Source organism: Comamonas sp. FG99 (genome assembly GCF_057808605.1).
On record NZ_JBMDII010000025.1, the window covers coordinates 38,906 to 57,571 of the forward strand.

Below are 18,666 nucleotides of genomic sequence, written 5' to 3' on the forward strand. Positions count from 1 at the left end.
TAACAGGGAAGGGCAAGCCAAGCGATGAAACCGATCTGGATAGTGGATGACGACCCCTCGATCCGCTTCGTACTGGAGAAGGCCCTGGCGCGCGAGCACATGCCCACGCGCAGCTTCGTGCATCCGCAGGAGGTGCTGGCGGCCCTGGAAAGCGCCAGCGACTCCGATCCGCAGTCAGGCCGGCCCTCGGTGCTGGTGAGCGATATCCGCATGCCTGGCGGCAACGGGCTGCAACTGCTGGAGCAGGTGCATGCCCAGCATCCGCACCTGCCGGTCATCATCATGACCGCGTTCTCCGACCTGGACAGCGCCGTCTCGGCCTTCCAGCGCGGCGCATTCGAATACCTGCCCAAGCCTTTCGACGTGCCCAAGGCGGTCGAGCTGATCCAGCGCGCGGTGCAGGAAAGCCAGACCCAGGTACAGGCCGCGCCGCGCCTGGGCAATGGCGCCGAGATGCTGGGCCAGGCGCCCGCGATGCAGGACGTGTTCCGCGCCATCGGCCGCCTGAGCCAGAGCGCCGTCACCGTGCTGGTCACCGGCGAATCGGGCACCGGCAAGGAGCTGGTGGCGCGCGCACTGCACAAGCATTCGCCGGTGTCGGGCGGACCCTTCGTGGCCATCAACACCGCGGCGATCCCGAAGGACCTGCTCGAATCCGAGCTGTTCGGCCATGAGCGCGGCGCGTTCACCGGCGCGCAGACGCAGCGGCGCGGCCGCTTCGAGCAGGCCGAGGGCGGCACGCTGTTCCTCGACGAGATTGGCGACATGCCCTTCGATCTGCAGACGCGCCTGCTGCGCGTATTGTCGGACGGGCACTTCTACCGCGTGGGTGGCCACGTGCCGGTCAAGTCGCATGTGCGCGTGATCGCCGCCACCCACCAGCACCTGGAAGAGCGCGTGAAGAACGGCGCATTCCGCGAAGACCTGTTCCACCGCCTGAACGTGATCCGGCTGCGGCTGCCGCCGCTGCGCGAGCGCCGCGACGACATTCCCATGCTGGCCCACCACTTTCTGCAGGCCAGCGCGCAGCAGCTGGGCGTGGAGCCCAAGCTGCTGTCCGATGCCGCGGTGCAGCGGCTGTCGCAGTTCGGCTTTCCGGGCAATGTGCGCCAGCTCGAAAACATCTGCCACTGGCTGACGGTGATGGCGCCGGCGCAGCGCGTATCCGCCCAGGACCTGCCGCCCGAAGTACTGCAGTCGCCGGCCGTGGCGGTGGACGGCGGCCTCGAGAGGAATGCGGCCCTGGCGCCCGACGCTCCGGCATCGGACATGCCCAAAAGCGTGCCCATCCACGCCCTGCCGCCCGAGCCCGGGCCTGAGCCGGCGGCAGCGGCAGCAGCAGCAGCAGCGCAGTCAGGTGAAGGGGCTGGCAACGGCGCCTGGGAGCCGCTGCTGGCCCGCGAGGCGCAGGCCTTGCTGCGTGCCGGGCGCAACGATGTCTGGGATGTGCTGTCGCGCAGTTTCGAGTCGCAGCTGATCCGCACCGCGCTGGCGGCCACCCATGGCCGCCGCACCGAGGCGGCGCAGCGCCTGGGCATAGGCCGCAACACCATCACGCGCAAGATCCAGGAACTGGGACTGGACGCGGGCGACGACGAATGAATCCGTACCAAGCGGCCGGCGAGCGGATGCAAGGTACAGGGGTGGGGGAGGCGGCTTGCCGGGCGTCTGCAAGATGCCACCGACTTGCATTGCCATTGCTTGATAAATCCCCATCCGCGCCATAAGATGCCAGGAGGTTGCCTCGCGCTCGTCCAACGGGGGCAACGCCACTAATGAGGTTTATGGTGAGTCCCTCCAATACATCGTCTGAAGTTCTGCGCTCCTTGGAAAAGATACTTGAACAGGATGGAGTCCAGGCCGGAATCGAATTTCTGAACGCCAGGGTTGCGCACCGCTACACCTGTGTCTTCGAGCTCAAGGGCGATATGCTCAAAAGCCGCTATGTCTACGACAAGCTGCAGCGGATAACCCCGGAGTCATTGAAGCAAGTCAAGCTCAAGGATAGCTTTTGCCAATTCGTGCTGCGCGATGGGATTTTCGCAACCTTCAGCTCCAGCCACGATGAAAGAGTCGAAGACGTCAAGGCCACTGAAAAATTCGATGCCTATGTCGGCGTGCCGCTGATGGATGGATCGGGCGAGCTTTTTGGCACGCTTTGCCATATCGATGCGTCTGCGCTTGATTTGCCCGCGGAAGAATTCCTGATTCTTGAGAATGCTGCGTTGATCTTGCCCAGGTTCATGCCGCAATAAGAGGGTGTAGACGAAATCAACTGGCCTGAACATTGCGAGTCAATTGCTATCTGAGCAGGAGATGGCAATGACGAAGAACAGTCTTGGCGACGGCGGGTTGGACACTGTCAAGCGAGGAGGCAGGCCTGCGGCGTTGGCGCCGAAGCACATCCTCTTGCTGTGCCAGATCGTCTCTCGGATGCCTCGTGCAACGCTTGACGAACTGGCTGCCGAACTCGATCACCTCGGTGGGGTGCGGGTCTGCACTGCAACCATCCGCAGGACACTGTGTGCGCAAGGCATCATGCGGTCGATGCCAGTGCGGCAAGCTGAGGTGCCCTAAGGCCAACGAGGCTTTTGGCAGTCCGTCCACCCACACCAGCCTTGAGATGCATGACTATTGCCGCGAGTGAAGTACATCCATGGCTTGGTTGAAGAACATGTGTTCTTGAGCGCCATCATTTTCACTCAATTTCCTGAGTTGTTGCAGCCTGCCCCCAACTCTGGCCTGCGCGTCATTCATTGCAGCCCTGCTTAAGTTATTCCTCTTGAATTCATCTGTAAGAACGTAGACCACAGCATATTTAGGATCGGTTTTTTCATTCATTACATATTCAAGCATGGCATCACTGGGATTTTGATTTTTAATGCGCGAATTAATGTACCCGTAAGACCGAAGCCAACCCTGCATGGCATGGTAGTCAATTATATTGATGCCACTATTTTTCACTATCAGCGCAGGTTGATTTTCCTGGATGTAATCATGGTATTTTTTTAAAACCGGAGCGGATAGCATTTCTATGATGAATGGCTCTTGGTTTTGGGTTAAAAAAATATGATTGCCATAACTGTTTTTGGAAATGGATAATGCGTCTATTATTCTAATTTTTTCTTTATCACTGATTGATTCATTGAAAAAAGTGGCGAGGATTCCATAGTATTTATCATCATCAATAAGTCCATTGGATTTTGCGTATTCGAGCATTTCCATTGTATCGGCGGCGCCATTTTTTGCATTCATGGCCTGCAATGCTGCCGATCTACGCAAATCCATGGAATGCCTTTTGTCTTTAGCAATGGCCGACAACGCCTTGTATGCCATTTCTTTTATTTTTTTATCGTCTGACATTTGCGATGTTCCAAGTGTGTCAACTATCTCGTATTTATTCAGGGTGCTTATTTCGGTTTGTATTCTTGATTCGTAATTCTTGATTGATTTTTCCGAGAGCTTTGCCTCAGGCCGCACAAATACCGTCTGTGCATAGCTTGCGACAGCTGAAAGCAGCGCCAAACCTGAAATATATGAGATTGATTTTAATGAGGTGCGCATGATGAAATCTCCGTTTTATTCAATAAGATGGTGAATTTTTGAGATCGTTGTAGAGACTGGCAGGAGTTGAGAACATTCCCCTTGATGTAATTGTTTCAAAACTCCTGTGCCATTGTGGATGAGGGCTTCTTTCGATGCCATATGCAGGCTTATCCGTGTGATGCCATATATAGTTATTGGGCGCATTTTTTCGTGGAACGGTCCAAGCCAAAGCATCCACCACAAATGAATCACATCGGTAAATTCCCACGATAGCCTTTTTAAGAACGAATGCTTGATTTAGCCGACTTCTTACCTCGGGCTGCATTGGCGTATAAAGGGGGCTGAGTGTGTATACAATCTTGGGCGAAGCCCAGATCTGGTATGCCCTCCATGGTGCAGCTTCTCGCCTGATTACTCGATGTGAGTTTGCTGGTACTGCATAATCTCCAGCACCTTGAACTCCTCCTATGGCTGGCGTTGTGTAACATTTTTGAGGATCGAAGCAGGTATAGACTGTTCCTGAGTATGGGATTTTGTTTAATAAGGCGTTCCAAACTCTGGTTTTTAAAGTAAAACTCTCCCAGCTGTTATAAAAAGCAACTCTTCCTTCATTCAATACTTCCCATACATGGCCAAAGTTATATAATCCAATATGACCAGCAGGCCCTCCATAATAGGATTCGAGATCTCTAGCAACAATACTTGTTTGATCTATTGGCATTACCAAAGATGGGTTTTTGAAAAAGAATTTTCTGTTGGACCAAGTTTCAATATTTTCACTCACTGAATTAGGATATAATACTCTAGCTTCTACATTGTAGGCCCCATTGTCCAAAGCCGAATTGACTAGTGCAATGGAAGCGCTGAAGCCATGGTTTGAATGAGAGCTGCCACAGGCTGCACCTACGGCGTTTTCCCTGGGGTTGGATGCAATGACAGTACCTAAAATTTGCCTGGCATTGGGATTGTCCGCAGGTGCTTTGTAGATTTGAATCTGGGCAAAGCTATCGGGCTGTAAAGAGCTGCAGCCCCAGCCATGGATCGAGAGCGTTGATCCACTCAGCGATATTCCATCAATCCACCCGGCTGAATATGACGAAAAATGCAATGAGCCCAATAAAAATGCGAATACTAAACCTTTTACCTTCATTGCCACTCCCTCCCTATTTTTGATGTTTAAAATACTAGAGTAAATTTCTCAAGATAGTTGTTTTGTTTTGTATCTGGCGTGGTGATTGGTCGAGTGTCTACCAGTGAGAGTATCGAGAGTCATTGATGAGCCAGGTGATAAATTGGGGAGAGCTTGTGAATATTGGACGTATTGTTCCTTTCGTGCCTTCCGCCAGCCTTTGTTCCTATCCCGTTCCTATTTGGGCTATGGGGTGTACGCTTCGTTTGCCGAGTATCCGATTGGCGAACCCAGCTATGTATAAGAAATACAGTTTTCAGTTCTGTTGGGGTTGCAGCAACCCGATGCTTTACCAGGCACCTCCTCTTGAACAATCCCCACAGTAGCTGGCAATATCTGTTGCACGTATGCCGTACCGCACGGTTGGCATGTGCAGAAACGGCGAGGAGGCTGAGCCCATGCATGCCAGAGTCCTGAAATACTTCGACGAGGTGGTGCGGCGCGGCTCGATCCGCAAGGCCGCCGAGCACCTGCACGTGGCTCCCACCGCGGTGAACCGCCAGATCCTCGAACTCGAGGCCGAGCTGGGCGCGCCCTTGTTCGACCGCATCAACCGGCGCCTGCGCCTCACGCCCACCGGCGAGATGGTGCTGGCCCACGTGCGCAGCACCTTGCGCGAGTACCAAGCCCTGGGCGAGCGCATCGAGGAGTTCAAGGCGGCGCGCCGGGGGCGGATCGCGATCGCGGCCACCGCCGGGCTGGCGGGCTCGCTGCTGCCGTCGCTGGTGCACGATTTCCGCCAGCGCTATCCGGGCATCGCGGTCAGCGTCGTCGACCTGCCGATCACGGATATCGTTGCCGCACTGGTGCGCGGCGACTGCGACCTCGGCCTGGGCTATGACCTGGCTGCCAGCGCGTCACTGCGCCGGCTGGCGGTGAGCGAATGGCCGATTGGCGCGGTGGTGCCGCCGCAGCATCCGCTGGCTGGCCAGCCCTCGGTGCTGCTCAGTGAGTGCGTGGGCCATCCCTGGATACTGCCGGCGCCGGTGCTGAGCATACGCACCATCCTCGATGCGGCTTTCGCGCGCCATGCCATCGAGGTCACGCCAGTGGCCGAGTCCACCTCGATGGCCTTCATCCAGAGCCTGGTCATGCAGGGCGGCGGCATGGCGCTGCTCAATCCGCTGGACATCATGGAGGAGCGCCAGCGCGGCACCCTGGTCTATGTGCCGCTGCGCGGCCACGACCTGCCACGCCAGACCCTGGTGCTGGCCGCGCGGGCCCAGGCCAGTCTCGGCACCGCAGCCGAGTTGATGGCGGCCAGCATCGCCGATACGTTGGCGCGGTTGTTCCACACCAGCCTATAGGACTCAGGTGTTCACTTTTTGTGGACATGCACGGCAAAATTCTGCGCTATCGCGAATACGCGATTTCTCCTAGAGTGGCGAGCATCGAAACTTTGGAAGACGCACAGCATGACGCTGATAGCCTTGAACGCCGATGTGCTGGTGACCATGGACGCGCAGCGCCGCGAGATCCGCGATGGCGCCCTGGTGGCCGACGGCCCCGCCGTGCAATGGGTGGGGCCCACGGCCGATTTGCCCGAGCCGTATCGCCGCATGGCCGATGAGGGCGGCGCCCGGGTGCTGGACCTGCGTGGCCGCGTGGTGCTTCCCGGCCTGGTCAACACCCACCACCACATGTACCAGAGCCTCACGCGCGCCGTGCCTGCCGCACAGGATGCCGAGCTGTTCTCGTGGCTCAGTAACCTGTACATGCTGTGGTCGCACCTGACGCCCGAGATGATCCATGTCTCCACGCAGACCGCCATGGCCGAGCTGATGCTGTCGGGTTGCACCACCACCAGCGACCACCTGTACCTGTACCCCAACGGCGCGCGCCTGGATGACTCGATCGCCGCCGCGCAGCAGATGGGCATGCGCTTTCACGTTGCGCGCGGCTCCATGAGCCTGGGCCGCAGCAAGGGTGGCCTGCCGCCCGATGCCGTGGTGGAGGAGGAAGAGGCCATCCTGTGCGACAGCCTGCGCCTGATCCAGCAGTACCACGACAGTGCGCGCCACTCCATGCTGCGCGTGGTGCTGGCACCGTGCTCGCCGTTCTCGGTCACGCGCGAGCTGATGCGCGAATCCGCCGTGCTGGCACGCGCGCATGGCGTGTCGCTGCACACCCACCTGGCCGAGAACGACAACGACGTGGCCTTCTCACGCGAGAAATTCGGCCTCACGCCGGCGCAGTACGCCGAAGACCTGGGCTGGGTGGGCCGCGACGTATGGCATGCGCACTGTGTCAAGCTCGATCCCGAGGGCATTGCACTGTTCGCGCGCACCGGCACTGGCGTGGCGCATTGCCCCTGCTCCAACATGCGCCTGGCCTCGGGCATTGCACCAATCCGCGGCATGCGCGATGCGGGCGTGCCGGTGGGCCTGGGCGTGGATGGCAGCGCATCGAACGATGGCGCCCACATGCTGGGCGAGGCGCGCCAGGCCCTGCTGCTGCAGCGCGTGGGCCATGGCCCGGCGGCGATGGGCGCGCGCGAGGCGCTGGAGATCGCCACGCTGGGCGGCGCGCGCGTGCTGGGCCGCGACGACATCGGCGCGCTCGCGCCCGGCATGTCGGCGGACTTCGTCGCCTTCGACATGTCCCAGGTCGGCTACGCCGGCGCCGGCCACGACCCGGTGGCCGCGCTGGTGTTCTGCACGCCCACGCAGGTGGACACCAGCGTCATCAACGGCCGCGTGGTGGTGCAGGGCGGCAGCCTGCTCACCGCCGACCTGGCGCTGGTGCTGGGCCGCCACCGGGAGCTGGCGCGCACGCTGTTCGAGCGCGCTGGCCAGCGGTGACGACCGCCCCGACGCGGGGTCAGGGCAGCGAGCTGGTTTTGCTAGAATCTCAAATGAGATACAGAAATCAACCCCGCCCAGGAGCATTGACCATGCCGGTACGCACTTCCATGCTGCATGTCCGCGTCGACGACAGCATCAAGGCCCAAGCCACCCAGGCGCTTGACGCGATGGGGTTGTCGATGTCTGACGCAGTGCGCCTGTTCCTGCACCGTGTGGTGGCCGAGCAGGCATTTCCGCTGGAACTCAAGGTGCCCAACGCCGAAACCCGCGCCGCGATAGAAGAATCACGCGCAATGATGGCTGCGCGCAAGCGGCGCTTTGCTTCGGCCGAGGCTCTGTTCGATGCCCTTGAAAAAGACCGCCCGCAGTAAGCGTGCCGGTCTGCCCCGTGCCGCAGACTACTGCAAGAGCTTCCGCAAGGATTGGGAGCGCCTGTCGCACTCTGGCCGGTATGACATGACGCGGCTCAAGGAGGCGATGCTATTGCTCATTGCCGCAGATGCCCCGCTTGGGCCGGAGTGGCTTGACCATGCCCTCAAGGGTGAATGGGCAGACCACCGGGAATGCCATATCGGCGGCGATTTCCTGCTGATCTACCAGGTTGAAGGCAATGCCATCAATTTTGTGCGCACCGGCTCGCATGCCGACCTGTTTGACGAGTAGGGCTTTACCCACCGTCAGCGCGCCAGCTCGGCGCGGTTCGACGACTCGCGCACCACCAGTTCGGCCAGCGGGCCGGGCACGGCCACCTGGGCGGTCTCGCCGCGCAGGTGGTCGAAGAGCAGGGCGATGGCCTGGTGGGCGACCTCGTCCAGGTGCAGGTTCACGGCCGTCAGCGGCGGCTCGCAGCTGCGCGCACGGATGCCGTCGTAGCGGGTGGCGACCATCACGTCCTGCGGTATGCGCCGGCCCAGCGCATGCAAGGCCTTCACCGCGCCGACCGCGAACGCATCGATGGGTACGCACAGCGCGTCGATATCCGGATGAGCGGCCAGCAGCGCATGGGCCGCTTGCTCGCCGCCGGCCTCGCCCTGGGCCTCGTCGGCCACCGCGAGCAGGCGGGGCAGGCCATGCTGGCTCACGAAGCGCTCGTAGCAGGCGCTTGCCTCCGCGTAGGAGTTGCGCTGTTCGGTGCCCAGGATCATCGCGATCCGGCGCGCGCCCTGGGCATGCAGGTGGTCGAGAAGCAACTGCGTGGTGTGGGTGGAGTGGATATCCACGTAGGGCACGGCCTCGGGCTGGCTGCCAGGCCGGCCGATCGTCACCACCGGCAGGCCGCGGCGCTGCAGGTAGGCGAGGTTGGCATCGTCGGCCAATGGCTCGATCACCAGGGCGCCATCCACCTCCAGCAGCTCCAGCGCCACGGTGCCGTTTTCCATCGGCGGCGCCAGCACCAGGGCCAGGCCGCGGTCCAGCGCGGCGGCGGCGGCGACGGCGGCCACTTCCATCATGAAGCCCAGGCGCGACGGCCCGCCCGCCACCGCGAACGGCATCGACGACAGCAGCACGATCATGTGCGCCTCGCCGGTGCGCAGCCGCTGGGCGTGGCGGTTGGGCCGGTAGCCGAGCCTGAGCGCGGCCTGCTGCACGCGGGCGCGGGTCTGGGCATCCACCTGGCCGCGTGCATTGAGCGCGTGCGACACGGTGGTGGGCGAGACGCCGGCTTCACGGGCCACGTCCTTGATGGTGACGCGCTGGGGAAAATCAGGCATTGATCTTTCCAAGGTTTGATGCTTCAATTGTGCCCGTCACCCAAATCGTTTTGGGAAACCTGGATGTTGAAAAATATACACCCCGCCTGCCGGCGGTTTTTTTGAACCCTTTCCCAAATCGTTTTGGGCACGAATTTTGGAGGAAGCAACCATGTCCCGAGAGCAAGCGCCTGTGGATGCCGTGCTGCCCTGGTCGCAGATGCTGCTGTTCGGCCTGCAGCATGTGCTGGTGATGGCGGCGGTGCCGATCACCTCGGTGTTTCTGGTGGCCAAGGCGCTGGATCTGCCAGCGGCGCTGACGGTGAACTTGATCAGCGCCGCCTTCCTGCTGTGCGGGCTGGGTTCGCTGCTGCAGTCGCTGGGGCCGTGGAAGCTGGGCGCGAAGCTGCCCTTCATGATGGTGCCGGCCAATGGCGTGGCGATGGGCTCGCTCACCGCCATCGTGCTCAATATCGTGTTCCATCACCTGCCTTCGCGCCACAATCACCACCAGGCCGCCGCCGCAGGGCAGGCGCCCACCGCACTATGAAACCATCCACTGAATCCTCCTGCGCAGACCCGGCCCGGGCGCTGCTGGCGCCCATCCAGCGCCTGCACCTCCCGGCGGCCGAGCACCGCCGCCTGCACCGCGTGCCGGCAGGGGAGGCCGCGTGACCGCGAGCCATCTGCTGCTGCTCTCGCTGGTGGTGCTGGGCGCCGCCTTTGTGCAAGGCGCCACCGGCATGGGCTTTGCGCTCATCACCGCGCCGGTGATCGGGCTGGTGCTGCCGGAGCTGCTGCCGGTGTGCGTGCTGGTGCTGATGCTGCCGCTGAACCTGTACGTGCTGTGGCGCGAGCGCAGCGCCATCGACTGGCCCGGGGCCAACTGGATCACCGCTGGCCGGGTGCTGGGTACCGGCGGCGGGCTGTGGGTGCTGGCTGCGCTGAGCGCGGGCCACCTGGCCTGGTTTGTGGGCCTGTCCACGATTGCCGCCTCGCTGGCGACGCTGGTGATGCCGGCCTTCTCGCCGGGCCGCAGCGCCTTCGCGACGGCTGGCCTCATCACCGGCGTGACGGAGACCGCCACCGGCATCGGCGGGCCGCCGCTGGCCCTGGTCTACCAGCATCAGCCGCCGGCCACCATGCGCGCCACGCTGGCCTTTTGCTTCCTGGTGGGCGAGTTGATGTCGCTGGCCACGCTGCTGGCCACCGGCCATATCCAGGGCCCGCAACTCATGGCCACGCTGTACCTGCTGCCCGCGCTGGTGCTGGGCGCGCTGGCCAGCCGCCTGGTGCACTACCGCATCAACGCGCGCTTTCTGCGCATCTTCGTGCAGGTCTTCGCGATCGCCTCGGGCCTGGTGCTGATCGTGCGGCAGATCTGGTAGCCATAAAAATATAGCTGCTAGCGCTTTCCATTGCTTGTTTTCAATATGAAAAGTATTTGAAAACCATACAGGTAAAGCGCTAGCAGCTCACTTTTTATCAGCCCAGCTCCACTACCACCGGTGCGTGGTCGCTGGGCTGCTTGTTCTTGCGCGGCACGCGGTCGATGCTGCAGGCCGACACCATGCCGCGCAGCGCATCGCTGACCAGCACATGGTCGATGCGCAGGCCGCGATTCTTCTGAAAGCCCAGCATGCGGTAGTCCCACCAGCTGAAGCTTTTCTCCGGCTGCTCGAACATGCGGTAGGCATCGTGCAGACCCAGCGCCAGCAGCGCCTTGAAGTGGTTGCGCTCCTCGGTCGTGTGGTGGATGGTCTCGCGCAGGCCCTCGGGGTCGTAGGAGTCGCGGTCTTCCGGCGCGACGTTGAAATCGCCCACCAGCACCAGTCGCGGGTTGCCGGCCAGCTCCTGCCGCAGCCAGGCGGCCAGCGCATCCAGCCAGCGCATCTTGTAGGCGAACTTTTCCGAGCCGGGCTCTTGCCCGTTGACGAAATAGCCATTGATGACCCGCAGCGGCCCGGCCGCGCTGGGCACGGTGGCGGCGATCACCCGGGCCTGCTCGTCGTCGAAGCCGGGAATATTGCGTACCACCTCGGCCGCGGGCTCGCGCGACAGCAGGGCCACGCCGTTGTAGGTCTTCTGCCCATGGGCCACCGCGTGGTAGCCGGCCTGGGCGAAGGCGTCGTGCGGAAACTTGTCGTCGGTGAGCTTGAGCTCCTGCAGCGCCAGCACATCGACCGGATTGGCCGCCAGCCAGTCCAGCACCTGGGGCAGGCGGACCGACAATGAATTGATGTTCCAGGTGGCAATTTTCATGGATGGCATATCTTGTTGATTTTATGGATATCGTTTCTGAGCCTTGAATGCATGGGACAGATGCCACGCGCGTGGAAGCGGGCTGGGCATCAGGGCACGGAGTGCGCAATGATTCTAGTCGGCGCTGGCGGCATCGATTGGCCTGCGCTTACAAAGCATGTGAACGATCGATTACAATCAGTGCATGCTCACGGTCAAGCGCACCCCGCAATTCGATGCTTGGTTTGACAGCCTGCGCGACACCATGACACGCATTCGTCTGGCCAAACTGCATCCCTGGAGGATTGATAGCGATGACCAAGAAGATCAAAGTTGCAGATCTGCCAAGCTTTGATATGGCAGAGCACCTGAAGACAGAAGAAGATGTTGCGGCCTACCTTACGTTGGTGCTGGAGGAAGAAGATCTGGCAGAGCTGGCGCATGCCCTCGGCGTGATTGCCCGGGCCCGTGGCATGAGCGACATTGCGCATGCCAGTGGCTTGACGCGGGAAGCGCTCTACAAGGCGCTGCGCCCAGGCAGCCAGCCGCGCTTCGACACCATTCGGCGGGTATGCGGCGCACTGGGCGTGCGGCTGGTGGCGCAGCCGGTTCATGCGTAGTGCAGGGGGCTCGTGCAGGCGTGTCTGCAGCCCTCAATCGCTCTGGCCCGGTCCCCCGCCCTCGCGCAGCAGCCACTCGCGCAGCTGCACGAAGGCCGGAAAATGCATGCGGTCGGGGCGGTAGCACAGGTAGTGCCCGTGCTCTACGGAGGTCGCCCCGCCAAATGGGGTGATCAGGGTTCCGTCGGCGAGCTCGTCTTCCACCAGCAGCAGGGGAACGAAGGCAATCCCCAGGCCGCAGCGCACGGCCTGGATCAGGGCCGAGTACTGGGCAAACCGCGGGCCGGTGATCAGCGGCTGGCCGCCGATGCCATGGGCCACGGCCCACTGCGACCAGGCGAGCTGGGCTTCTTCGTGGTGCAGCAGCGTGTGCGCCAGCACGCCGGCTGGCTCCCGTATCCTGTGGCCGCCCTGCATCAGCGCGGCCGAGGCGATCACCACGAACTCGCGGCCAGCGATGTACTCGTTGACCACGCCGGGGTATTCCGCCGGGTTGTAGCGGATGGCGGCATCGACATGCGCCGGCAGGTTCTCCAGCGGCGCCAGGTGGCGGCTGAAGCTCAGCGTAACGCGGGGATGCGCCTGGCGGAACTGCGGCAGGCGGGGGATGAGCCAGCGGGTGAAGAAGGTCGGCACGCAGCTGAGCATGAGCGTCGCATTGCCATCCGCGCCGGCACGCACTTCGTAGGTGGCGGTTTCGAGCGCGCGCAGGCTGGCGGTGGTCTTGAGCCAGTAGGTGCGTCCTACCGGCGTCAGCTGCACCCCGCGGCCCGCTTTCTGCAGCAGGGCCACGCCCAGAAAGCCCTCCAGCGAAGCAATCTGCTTGCTGACCGCGCTGGTCGTCACGCACAGCGCGGCGGCGGCCTGGGTCAGGCTGGAGTGGCGGGCCACCGCGTCGAGCGCCAGCAGTTCCTGGATGGTGGGGCAGTCGCGTTTCATGCTTCTCGGCTTGGTTCGGCGCTTGGGTCTGTTGATGAAAAGTATGCCAAACACTTTCCATTAATTCAACGAATAGGGCGTTTTGTCATCGTATGGCCATATTCATTTTGCCTGCGATTGCTACACTAAGCCTGTCTTAAAAGGAAAGTATCAGTCTCAGGAGACAAGATGGTTCGAGGCATTGCCATCGTCTACGGTCTGTACCTGCTGCTGCCCATGGCATTGCTTGCCCTGGGCAGTTTCGGGCAGAACTGGACCAACACGCTGCTGCCCTCGGGGCTCACCGGGCAGTGGTACGCGGATTTATGGAGTGATCCGTCGTTTCGCAGGGGTTTCGCCTCCAGCCTGGTGGTGGCGCTGTCGGCCTGCGCGATCAATGCGCTGCTGGCCCTGCCGCTGGCCTATTCGCTGCACCAGAGCGCGCTGCGGGGCCGGGCCTTCGCGGCCCGCATCGTGAGCGCCATGCCGGTGGCTGTGCCGGCGATCACGCTGGCTTTCGGCTACATGGTCGTCTTCAACACCGACGCGCTGCCCTGGCTGGGCAGCACGCCGCTGCTGATTGCCGCGCATGTGATCGCCACGCTGCCTTATCTCACCAATGCCTTGCTCACCGACCTGCGCCACCTCGGCATCGAGCGGCTGGAGCAGGCGGCCGCCACGCTGGGCGCCGGCGAATGGCAGCGCTTTTACGGCATCGTGCTGCCCAGCCTGCGCCAGAGCATGCTGTCGGGGCTGGTGATGGTGGCGGCGTTGTCCATCGGCGAGTTCAACCTCTCCAACCTGCTGGTCGGTTTCCAGAACCGCACCTATCCGGTGGTACTGCTGCAGGCCTTCTATGGCGCCACCGGCTTTGCCTGCGCCGCCACGGTGATCCTGCTGGTGCTGGCCAGCCTGGCGGCGCTGCTGTCTTCCTCTCTTTTGCGCAAATCCCCATGAGCCTGACTTTCGAGCACGTCAGTTACCGCTACCCCGGCAGCCAGCAAGGGCTGCACGAGGTGTCCTTCGATATCGGCCAGGGCGAGCTGGTGGCGGTGATCGGCCCCAGCGGCTCGGGCAAGTCCACGCTGCTCAAGCTGGTAGCCGGCCTGGAGACCGGCTACCAGGGCCGTATCGCGCTGGCCGGCCAGGACCTGGCGGGCACGCCGGTGCACCAGCGCGGCATCGGCATGGTGTTCCAGAGCTATGCGCTGTTTCCGCACCTGTCGGTGCGCGACAACGTGGCCTACGGGCTGGCGCTGCGCAAGATGCCGGCGGCGCAGCGGCATGCGCGGGCCGCGCAGCTGCTGGAGGTGGTGGGCCTGTCGGACTTCGCGCAGCGCGGCATCCATCAGCTTTCGGGCGGGCAGCAGCAGCGGGTGGCCCTGGCGCGCGCGCTGGCCATCGATCCGCGGGCGCTGCTGCTGGACGAGCCGCTGTCGGCGCTGGATGCCAGCGTGCGCGGCCATCTGCGCGACCAGATCCGTGCTTTGCAGCGGCAGTTCGGCGCCACCACGCTGCTGGTCACCCACGACCAGGAAGAGGCGCTGGCCATGGCCGACCGGGTGGCGGTGCTGAAAGACGGCCGGCTGCTGCAGATCGCCACGCCGCAGGACATCTACGAAAGCCCGAACTGCCGCGCGGTGGCGGAGTTCGTGGGCCTGTCCACGCTGCTGCAAGGGCGGGTGGCCGCCAGCGACCGGGTGGATTTCGGCTTTGCCGAGCTGTCGGTGCCCACGGGGGCGTACCGCCGCGGGCAGGCCGTGCATGCGCTGATCCGGCCCGAGCACATCGAGCCCGACCCGCAGCCTGGGCGGCCCAATACGCTGCCAGGCCGCAGTGGCGCCTGCCGCTACCTGGGATCGCTCACGCGCTACGACTTCGAGGTGGCGGGCGCTCCGCGTGCCTTCCTGGGCGAAGGCCGGCAGCCTGCGCGCCAGGCCATTGCAATTGCACCCGAACATATCCGCCTGCTGGACGCGTGAGCGCAGCACACCTATTCGACACCACACTTTTCAGCGAAGGGAAACCGATATGCAACGCCGACATCTCATCCAGACCGCAGGCGCCTTGCCGCTGGCCGTGCTCGCCCAGCGCAGTGCCTGGGCGCAAGAGGGCGCGGAACTCTATGCAGGGGAAAAAGCCCTCTATGAAAAAGCCAGGAAAGAGGGTTTTTGCGTGTCTTTCGACACCGGCCCGGAATGGGCCAACTGGAAGGCGCTGTTCGCCGAGTTCAAGAAGCGCTACCCCGACGTCGAGCTGAGCTACAACGACCTGGGCTCGGCCGCCACGGTGGTGGCGCTGGAGAAGATGCGCCGCCGGCCCCAGGCCGACACCGCCTACTACTTCGCGGCCTCGGCAGTGGATGCCGCGAAAAAGGATGTGGTGGCGCCATTCAAGCCCATCCATTTCAATGAACTGCCCGAGGTGTTCCGCGAGGCCGAGGGGCGCTGGTTCACCATCCACACGCTGAACATCGCCTTCCTCGTGAACAAGAAGCTGGTGAAGAATGTGCCTTCGAGCTGGGCCGATCTGCTCAAGCCCGAGTACAAGAACAGCGTGACCTACCTGGACCCCCGCAGCTCCGGCGTGGGCCAGGTGCTGACGCTGGCCGCAGCCTACGGCAACGGCGGCAGCGTGGACAACGTCAAGCCCGGCACCGACTACCTGGGCAGGCTGCATGCCGCCGGCAATGTGCAGCGCGTGGAGGGCACCACGCCGTACGCCAAGTTCATCAAGGGTGAAATCCCGATCTGGATCGGCTACGAGAACGACGGCCTCAAGGCCAAGTACCTGGACGGCATGGGCGACGCCTGCGAGGTCGTCATCCCCAAGGAGGCCAGCGTGGCCGCGCCGTACGCCATCAGCCTGGTGAAAAACGGCCCCAACCCGAACGCGGGCAAGCTGTGGCTGAACTTCATCATGAGCGAGATCGGCCAGCAGCTCTTTGCCAAGGGCTTCGTGCGCCCCGCGGTGCCGGGCGTCAAGCTGCCGGCGGACGTGGCCGGCAAGCTGCCCGCCGCGGCGCAGATCAAGCCGCTGGATGTCATCAAGGCTTCAGCCAAGAAGGCCGAGATCGACCAGCTCTGGGCGCAGGCCACGCTGGGCCGCCCATGAGCGGCTGGATCCGCCGCTTTGGCGCCTGGCCCGCCTGGTGCTTCATGGCGCTGTTTTTCGCGCTGCCGCTGGCAGCGCTGGTGCCCGAGGCCATGGTGGACGGCGGCAGCGCCTTTGCCCGCCTGTGGGCCAATCCGCTGCTGGGCCAGGCCTTTGCGAATACCCTGGTGCTCGGGCTGACCGCTGGCGCGCTCTCGGCGCTGGTGGGCACGGTGGTCGCGATCGAGCTGGCGCGCCAGCCGCAGCAGCGCCGCCGCTGGATGATGACGCTGCTCGGGCTGCCGCTGGCGTTCTCGGGCCTGGTGATCGCCTATGGCTTCATCCTGGCCTTCGGGCGCTCGGGATTCGTCACCCAGATCCTGGTCGCGCTGGGCTTCGATGGCGCCACCGTCGGCAGCTGGATCTATGGCGCGGTCGGCCTGGGCTGCGCCTATGCCTACTACCTGGTGCCACGGGTGGCGCTGTCGCTGTACCCGGTGTTCGCCAACCTCGACCTGCGGCCCATGCTGGCGGCGCGCACGTTGGGGGCCACGCGCTGGCGCGCGTTTTGCGACACGGTGGTGGCCGAGGTCGCGCCCTCGGTGCTGTCCAACGCCTGCCTGGTGGCGGCCATCGCCATGGGCACCTACGGTACCGCGCTGGCCCTGGTGGGCACGCAGCTGAACATTCTTCCGCTGATGCTGTTCGCGCAGGTCAGCGACGGCGGATCGGACCTGAGCGTCGCATCCGCCCTGTCATTGCTTCTGATGGCGCTGTGCGTCATCGTCATGGGATTAGGAGATGCGATTGCACGCCAACGCGAACGCCATGCCGCAGGATCACATTGAGGCGCTTGGCCTGTCGCCGGAGTTGACCGCGGCGCTGCAGCAACTGGCCTGGCGCCAGCGCAGCCCGGCGCGCCACCGCCGGCCGGTGGGCGTGATCGGGCCTGGCGATGCCGATGGGCAGGTCTATGCCGACGCGCGCCTGATCGGCCGGGCGCTGGCGGCCGCTGGCATGGCCATCGTCTGCGGCGGGCGCGGCGGCGTCATGGCCGCGGCCTCGCAGGGCGCGGCCGAGGCCGGCGGGCTGGCCATCGGCATCCTGCCGGAGGAGGACGAGCGCAATGCCAATCCCTACCTGGGCGTCGTGTTGCCCACCGGCATGGGCGAGATGCGCAACGCGCTGATCGCCCGCAGCGCCGTGTGCCTGGTGGCGGTGGGCTACAACCTGGGAACGCTTTCCGAGATGGCGCTGGGCCTGAAATGGGAGCGCCCGCTGTTCGTACTGCACGGCCAGCTTTCGCTGCCCGGCGCGGTCGAGGTCGGTAGCGCGCAGCAGATGCTGGAGCGCGTCGTCGAGCACCTGCTGGGCTAGAGCGGGCCCGCTATTCGCCCTCCAGCAGCCGGGCCGCGGGGTTTTGCAGCGGCGCTTCGGCGCGGAAATAGCCCAGCACCGACTGCACGCTTCGGTGGCCGGTCAAGGCCATGGTATCGGCCAGCGGCATGCTCTGGCGCCCGGCTTCGGTCACAAAGCCCGAGCGCAGCGAATGCGCTGAAAAATCCCCCTCCACCTCCGCCAGCGCGCAGCGCTGCTTGACGATGGCCGACACCGACATGTCGCTCAGCGCCTCGCTCCCCACACGCCCGCCCTTGTAGACCCTGCGAAAGATCGCGCCGCTGGCGATGCCCGCCGCCGCCAGCCAGGCCTGCAGCGCCTGGCCGGCCACGCCGACGATGGGCTTGCGGTTTTCCGGCAGGTCGCGGCCGCTCTGGTTGGTCTTGGAATGGCTCAACTCATACAGGTACTGGCCGGGAGCGATCGGATGCAGCTGCTCCACGCGGGCCTGCGCCACCTCGGAGCGGCGCCGGCCGCCGCTCGCCCAGGCAAATAGCAGCAGCGCGCGGTCGCGCCGGCCGATCAGGCTGTCGTCGCAGGTGGCCAGCAGCAACTCCAGCGGCGCGCGGGTGAGGGCGGCCTTCTTCTGCGCCCGCTCGCCGCGGCGCGCATAGGCCTTGCGCGCCATCGTCAGCGCATGGCGTACCTGCTCGTCCTGGCAGGGGTTGGGCAGCTGCCGCACCTGGTGCAGCTTGGACAGCACCGCCAGCCGGTGGATCACCGTATTGAGCGCCAGCGGCCCCGGCTTGCCCTTGGCGCCGCAGGCCACCAGCGCCGCATCGATCTCGGGCGGCAAGGCCTGCTGCAGGCCCGACTCCGCCCGGTGCTGCACATGGTCCACCACAAACTGCAGCACCACCGCCACCGGCAAGGGCAGGGCCAGCGCCTGCCGGTAGCGCAGCCGCACCCAGGCATGCCAATAGCGCAGCGCCGCATGGTAGCTGCTGACGGTATGGGGCGATTCGCCTTCGGCCAGCAGCGCGGCCAGGGCCTGCGCCCCGCCAGCGTCGAGTTCGGCCACGCCAGCTGGCGCAGAGGCGCCCAAATGCGGCAAATCACTGGATACGAAATTTAATTGTTGAATTTCATACATATGACGTATAAAATATTACGCAATACACAAATTTAACTTCGATAAATATCACTTATCGAAGCTAATTGCCTGA

Annotated in this window: 22 protein-coding genes; 16 read left to right on the forward strand and 6 right to left on the reverse strand. The window is 63.5% G+C overall.

Going from position 1 to position 18,666, the window contains the following annotated elements; all coding sequences use genetic code 11:
* The first annotated feature begins 24 nt into the window (after positions 1-24).
* The 3 genes from ntrC to ACODRX_RS17000 all read left to right on the forward strand — a co-directional run bounded on the left by ntrC (position 25) and on the right by ACODRX_RS17000 (position 2,577).
* Positions 25-1,602 (forward strand): nitrogen regulation protein NR(I), encoded by a 1,578-nt coding sequence (gene ntrC, locus ACODRX_RS16990; protein ID WP_488872712.1) that lies wholly within the window; start codon positions 25-27, stop codon positions 1,600-1,602.
* Between the two features lie 182 nt (positions 1,603-1,784).
* A complete protein-coding gene (locus tag ACODRX_RS16995; RefSeq protein WP_488872713.1) occupies positions 1,785-2,255 on the forward strand; it encodes a guanylate cyclase in 471 nt (156 codons plus the stop codon).
* Between the two features lie 67 nt (positions 2,256-2,322).
* Complete coding sequence (locus tag ACODRX_RS17000) at positions 2,323-2,577, forward strand: helix-turn-helix domain-containing protein (protein ID WP_488872714.1); 255 nt, start codon at positions 2,323-2,325, stop codon at positions 2,575-2,577.
* Positions 2,578-2,631: 54 nt separating this feature from the next.
* On the opposite strand, the gene ACODRX_RS17005 is transcribed toward ACODRX_RS17000, so the two are convergent.
* Positions 2,632-3,564, reverse strand: a complete 933-nt coding sequence (locus ACODRX_RS17005) for a hypothetical protein (protein WP_488872715.1) — start codon at positions 3,562-3,564, stop codon at positions 2,632-2,634.
* A 19-nt stretch (positions 3,565-3,583) separates the two neighbouring features.
* A complete protein-coding gene (locus tag ACODRX_RS17010) occupies positions 3,584-4,696 on the reverse strand; it encodes a hypothetical protein (RefSeq protein WP_488872716.1) in 1,113 nt (370 codons plus the stop codon).
* Between the two features lie 437 nt (positions 4,697-5,133).
* Here ACODRX_RS17010 and ACODRX_RS17015 point away from each other — a divergent pair, with 437 nt between their 5' ends.
* From ACODRX_RS17015 to ACODRX_RS17030, 4 genes are all read left to right on the forward strand, one after another.
* Positions 5,134-6,042 (forward strand): LysR family transcriptional regulator, encoded by a 909-nt coding sequence (locus ACODRX_RS17015; RefSeq protein WP_488872717.1) that lies wholly within the window; start codon positions 5,134-5,136, stop codon positions 6,040-6,042.
* Between the two features lie 108 nt (positions 6,043-6,150).
* Positions 6,151-7,536: an 8-oxoguanine deaminase gene (locus tag ACODRX_RS17020; RefSeq protein WP_488872718.1), complete on the forward strand. Its 1,386-nt coding sequence runs from the start codon at positions 6,151-6,153 to the stop codon at positions 7,534-7,536.
* Between the two features lie 92 nt (positions 7,537-7,628).
* Complete coding sequence (locus ACODRX_RS17025; RefSeq protein ID WP_488872719.1) at positions 7,629-7,910, forward strand: type II toxin-antitoxin system RelB/DinJ family antitoxin; 282 nt, start codon at positions 7,629-7,631, stop codon at positions 7,908-7,910.
* Positions 7,882-8,202 carry a type II toxin-antitoxin system YafQ family toxin gene (locus ACODRX_RS17030; RefSeq protein ID WP_488872720.1) on the forward strand — a complete coding sequence of 107 codons (321 nt, stop codon included), beginning with the start codon at positions 7,882-7,884 and terminating at the stop codon, positions 8,200-8,202. The genes ACODRX_RS17025 and ACODRX_RS17030 overlap by 29 nt, the downstream gene beginning before the upstream one ends.
* A 14-nt stretch (positions 8,203-8,216) precedes the next feature.
* Here the strand turns inward: ACODRX_RS17030 and ACODRX_RS17035 are convergent, their stop codons facing one another.
* Positions 8,217-9,251, reverse strand: a complete 1,035-nt coding sequence (locus ACODRX_RS17035; RefSeq protein ID WP_488872721.1) for a LacI family DNA-binding transcriptional regulator — start codon at positions 9,249-9,251, stop codon at positions 8,217-8,219.
* A 151-nt stretch (positions 9,252-9,402) separates the two neighbouring features.
* Here ACODRX_RS17035 and ACODRX_RS17040 point away from each other — a divergent pair, with 151 nt between their 5' ends.
* The 3 genes from ACODRX_RS17040 to ACODRX_RS17050 are packed head-to-tail and all read left to right on the forward strand — an operon-like array spanning position 9,403 to position 10,618.
* The gene (locus ACODRX_RS17040) at positions 9,403-9,780 is read left to right on the forward strand and encodes a solute carrier family 23 protein (protein WP_488872722.1); all 378 of its coding nucleotides are present in this window, start codon (positions 9,403-9,405) and stop codon (positions 9,778-9,780) included.
* A complete protein-coding gene (locus tag ACODRX_RS17045; RefSeq protein WP_488872723.1) occupies positions 9,777-9,905 on the forward strand; it encodes a hypothetical protein in 129 nt (42 codons plus the stop codon). Before ACODRX_RS17040 ends, ACODRX_RS17045 begins: the two co-directional genes overlap by 4 nt.
* A complete protein-coding gene (locus tag ACODRX_RS17050; RefSeq protein ID WP_488872724.1) occupies positions 9,902-10,618 on the forward strand; it encodes a sulfite exporter TauE/SafE family protein in 717 nt (238 codons plus the stop codon). Before ACODRX_RS17045 ends, ACODRX_RS17050 begins: the two co-directional genes overlap by 4 nt.
* Before the next feature lie 97 nt (positions 10,619-10,715).
* Here ACODRX_RS17050 and xth read toward each other — a convergent pair whose 3' ends face one another.
* Entirely contained in the window at positions 10,716-11,492 is a 777-nt protein-coding gene (gene xth, locus ACODRX_RS17055; RefSeq protein ID WP_488872725.1) for an exodeoxyribonuclease III, read from the reverse strand.
* A 293-nt stretch (positions 11,493-11,785) separates the two neighbouring features.
* Between xth and ACODRX_RS17060 the strand changes: the two genes are divergently transcribed.
* Positions 11,786-12,091: an addiction module antidote protein gene (locus ACODRX_RS17060; RefSeq protein WP_488872726.1), complete on the forward strand. Its 306-nt coding sequence runs from the start codon at positions 11,786-11,788 to the stop codon at positions 12,089-12,091.
* Between the two features lie 33 nt (positions 12,092-12,124).
* Here the strand turns inward: ACODRX_RS17060 and ACODRX_RS17065 are convergent, their stop codons facing one another.
* Positions 12,125-13,030: a LysR substrate-binding domain-containing protein gene (locus tag ACODRX_RS17065; protein WP_488872727.1), complete on the reverse strand. Its 906-nt coding sequence runs from the start codon at positions 13,028-13,030 to the stop codon at positions 12,125-12,127.
* Between the two features lie 168 nt (positions 13,031-13,198).
* Here ACODRX_RS17065 and ACODRX_RS17070 point away from each other — a divergent pair, with 168 nt between their 5' ends.
* From ACODRX_RS17070 to ACODRX_RS17090, 5 genes are read left to right on the forward strand one after another with little or no spacing between them, the layout of a single operon-like run.
* Positions 13,199-13,966 carry an ABC transporter permease gene (locus ACODRX_RS17070; RefSeq protein WP_488872728.1) on the forward strand — a complete coding sequence of 256 codons (768 nt, stop codon included), beginning with the start codon at positions 13,199-13,201 and terminating at the stop codon, positions 13,964-13,966.
* The gene (locus ACODRX_RS17075; RefSeq protein ID WP_488872729.1) at positions 13,963-14,991 is read left to right on the forward strand and encodes an ABC transporter ATP-binding protein; all 1,029 of its coding nucleotides are present in this window, start codon (positions 13,963-13,965) and stop codon (positions 14,989-14,991) included. The genes ACODRX_RS17070 and ACODRX_RS17075 overlap by 4 nt, the downstream gene beginning before the upstream one ends.
* 49 nt (positions 14,992-15,040) lie before the next feature.
* On the forward strand, positions 15,041-16,123 hold the full coding sequence (locus ACODRX_RS17080) for an extracellular solute-binding protein (RefSeq protein WP_488872730.1): 1,083 nt from the start codon (positions 15,041-15,043) through the stop codon (positions 16,121-16,123).
* The gene (locus ACODRX_RS17085; protein ID WP_488872731.1) at positions 16,120-16,950 is read left to right on the forward strand and encodes an ABC transporter permease; all 831 of its coding nucleotides are present in this window, start codon (positions 16,120-16,122) and stop codon (positions 16,948-16,950) included. The genes ACODRX_RS17080 and ACODRX_RS17085 overlap by 4 nt, the downstream gene beginning before the upstream one ends.
* A complete protein-coding gene (locus ACODRX_RS17090) occupies positions 16,931-17,479 on the forward strand; it encodes a TIGR00725 family protein (protein WP_488872732.1) in 549 nt (182 codons plus the stop codon). The genes ACODRX_RS17085 and ACODRX_RS17090 overlap by 20 nt, the downstream gene beginning before the upstream one ends.
* A 10-nt stretch (positions 17,480-17,489) precedes the next feature.
* Here ACODRX_RS17090 and ACODRX_RS17095 read toward each other — a convergent pair whose 3' ends face one another.
* Positions 17,490-18,521 carry a site-specific integrase gene (locus tag ACODRX_RS17095; RefSeq protein WP_488872733.1) on the reverse strand — a complete coding sequence of 344 codons (1,032 nt, stop codon included), beginning with the start codon at positions 18,519-18,521 and terminating at the stop codon, positions 17,490-17,492.
* Positions 18,522-18,666: the final 145 nt, after the last annotated feature.

Coding starts and splice junctions, on each gene's coding strand:
- ntrC (WP_488872712.1), top strand. CDS start 25: ATGAAACCGATCTGGATAGTGGATGACGACCCCTCGATCCGCTTCGTA.
- ACODRX_RS16995 (WP_488872713.1), top strand. CDS start 1,785: ATGGTGAGTCCCTCCAATACATCGTCTGAAGTTCTGCGCTCCTTGGAA.
- ACODRX_RS17000 (WP_488872714.1), top strand. CDS start 2,323: ATGACGAAGAACAGTCTTGGCGACGGCGGGTTGGACACTGTCAAGCGA.
- ACODRX_RS17005 (WP_488872715.1), bottom strand. CDS start 3,564: ATGCGCACCTCATTAAAATCAATCTCATATATTTCAGGTTTGGCGCTG.
- ACODRX_RS17010 (WP_488872716.1), bottom strand. CDS start 4,696: ATGAAGGTAAAAGGTTTAGTATTCGCATTTTTATTGGGCTCATTGCAT.
- ACODRX_RS17015 (WP_488872717.1), top strand. CDS start 5,134: ATGCATGCCAGAGTCCTGAAATACTTCGACGAGGTGGTGCGGCGCGGC.
- ACODRX_RS17020 (WP_488872718.1), top strand. CDS start 6,151: ATGACGCTGATAGCCTTGAACGCCGATGTGCTGGTGACCATGGACGCG.
- ACODRX_RS17025 (WP_488872719.1), top strand. CDS start 7,629: ATGCCGGTACGCACTTCCATGCTGCATGTCCGCGTCGACGACAGCATC.
- ACODRX_RS17030 (WP_488872720.1), top strand. CDS start 7,882: ATGCCCTTGAAAAAGACCGCCCGCAGTAAGCGTGCCGGTCTGCCCCGT.
- ACODRX_RS17035 (WP_488872721.1), bottom strand. CDS start 9,251: ATGCCTGATTTTCCCCAGCGCGTCACCATCAAGGACGTGGCCCGTGAA.
- ACODRX_RS17040 (WP_488872722.1), top strand. CDS start 9,403: ATGTCCCGAGAGCAAGCGCCTGTGGATGCCGTGCTGCCCTGGTCGCAG.
- ACODRX_RS17045 (WP_488872723.1), top strand. CDS start 9,777: ATGAAACCATCCACTGAATCCTCCTGCGCAGACCCGGCCCGGGCGCTG.
- xth (WP_488872725.1), bottom strand. CDS start 11,492: ATGAAAATTGCCACCTGGAACATCAATTCATTGTCGGTCCGCCTGCCC.
- ACODRX_RS17060 (WP_488872726.1), top strand. CDS start 11,786: ATGACCAAGAAGATCAAAGTTGCAGATCTGCCAAGCTTTGATATGGCA.
- ACODRX_RS17065 (WP_488872727.1), bottom strand. CDS start 13,030: ATGAAACGCGACTGCCCCACCATCCAGGAACTGCTGGCGCTCGACGCG.
- ACODRX_RS17070 (WP_488872728.1), top strand. CDS start 13,199: ATGGTTCGAGGCATTGCCATCGTCTACGGTCTGTACCTGCTGCTGCCC.
- ACODRX_RS17075 (WP_488872729.1), top strand. CDS start 13,963: ATGAGCCTGACTTTCGAGCACGTCAGTTACCGCTACCCCGGCAGCCAG.
- ACODRX_RS17080 (WP_488872730.1), top strand. CDS start 15,041: ATGCAACGCCGACATCTCATCCAGACCGCAGGCGCCTTGCCGCTGGCC.
- ACODRX_RS17085 (WP_488872731.1), top strand. CDS start 16,120: ATGAGCGGCTGGATCCGCCGCTTTGGCGCCTGGCCCGCCTGGTGCTTC.
- ACODRX_RS17090 (WP_488872732.1), top strand. CDS start 16,931: ATGCCGCAGGATCACATTGAGGCGCTTGGCCTGTCGCCGGAGTTGACC.